Origin of the sequence: Streptomyces katrae, assembly GCF_000966975.1 — a bacterium.
GTDB lineage: Bacteria > Actinomycetota > Actinomycetes > Streptomycetales > Streptomycetaceae > Streptomyces > Streptomyces katrae.
Genome location: NZ_JZWV01000256.1, coordinates 1 through 1,391 on the forward strand (window position 1 = coordinate 1; position 1,391 = coordinate 1,391).

General features: G+C 72.3%; 2 protein-coding genes and 1 pseudogene. 2 read left to right on the plus strand and 1 reads right to left on the minus strand.

The genetic code is table 11. The features are described from left to right. Nucleotides 1–144, plus strand: a pseudogene (locus VR44_RS48795) (DUF998 domain-containing protein); the annotation flags it as partial. Nucleotides 145–211: 67 nt separating this feature from the next. Beyond that, a complete protein-coding gene (locus VR44_RS11175) occupies nt 212–424 on the plus strand; it encodes a DUF4287 domain-containing protein (RefSeq protein ID WP_045947282.1) in 213 nt (70 codons plus the stop codon). Between the two features lie 131 nt (nt 425–555). On the opposite strand, the gene VR44_RS47030 is transcribed toward VR44_RS11175, so the two are convergent. After that, nucleotides 556–963: a hypothetical protein gene (locus VR44_RS47030; protein ID WP_245691678.1), complete on the minus strand. Its 408-nt coding sequence runs from the start codon at nt 961–963 to the stop codon at nt 556–558. Nucleotides 964–1,391: the final 428 nt, after the last annotated feature.

Here is a 1,391-nt window from a genome sequence, read left to right on the forward strand (position 1 = left end):
TCCCGCGTCGTCCCTGTAGCTGTCCTGGCCGGTTTCATGGCCTCGGCCGTCTCGGTCCTGGCGTTCACCGCCGGTGCCGGTCTCGGACTGCTGTGGCTGAGCGTGGTGACGGCCCGCCTGGCCTTCGTGCCGGCCGACCGCTAGCCGTCCGTCGTCCGGCCGGGCGTGATCGACTCGACCAAGATCAACACGATAGGAAACGGGAGCACCCATGACCGACGCCGTGAAGGGTCCTGCCAGCTACTTCCCCTCCATCGAGAAGAAGTACGGACGTCCGATCGCCGAGTGGAAGGACCTCATCCGCACCTCCTCGCTGACCAGGCACATGGAACTGGTCAACTGGCTCAAGGCCGAGCACGCGCTCGGCCATGGCCACGCGAACGCCCTCGTCGCCCACACCCTCGCCGAGGCCAACGGCAACTGATCAGGCGGCGACGCCGGCCTGACGGCCGCACCGATTCCCATCACCGCGGCGCCCGCAGCTCGTCCGCCCCGCTCCGCCCGGGAGCGCCGGCCTTCCCCGGTCTGCTCGCCGGCGGTGGCGCGGGGCGGTCCTCAGGGGGTTGCAGGTGATGCTGCGGAGGCGCCCTTCGCCGGCTGGGTTTCCAGCAGGGCCCACAGCCGCAGCCCTTCCGTGTCGTCCGTGTCGGTGCCGCACGCGGCCACGCTCCGCAGGGCCCCGAGGGCGGGGAGGACGTCCTCCTCGGTGCGGGCGGGAGTGTGGGCGAGGACCAGGGCGAGAACGCGTTGGTCCTGGTCCGCCAGGTGCAGGCTGAGCCGACGGCCTCCGGCGGTCACGGCCGCTTCGGCCAGCATCCGCACGCAGGTCGTCAGATCGTCCGTGCTGATGCGGGTGTACCCCCACTCTTCGACGGCTTTGACCGCCGCCGCAGCGGCCTTGACCGGCGCCCACTGGTCAGAGCGGAAGGTGAGCGCGCGGGTGGGCCGGTTGCGGATCGTCATCCTCAACCGGGGGCGCTCAACCGCCGCCGCCGGCTTGGTCGTCGGCTGCGGCCGTGGCGCCTCGACCGGCCGTTTCGGCGGCGGCGGAGACTTCGGAGGATACGCCGGCGGAAGCTTGGGGCCCTTGGCCTGTACGGCATCGCTCATACCGGACCACGGTACGCCGATGCCGACCGGCGCGGGGGAAGTCCTGCGACAACCCGAGCTTGCCACACCGCGGATGCGGTCGCGAAGGCCGGTGGTGGGGGGGGCGCTCACGCCCCGCCGGGTGGTGTCGTCCGGTGGGTGATGTACGGGCCGGCAGTGCGCGCCAGGGGCTGCCTCCACACGTTCAGCCGGGTGGCGATCGCGGGCCGAGCGGCGTCCACCTGCCCGAGGATCGGGACCGGCGCCGTGTCCGCTACGACGGCGTCCCCATCCGGATCGCG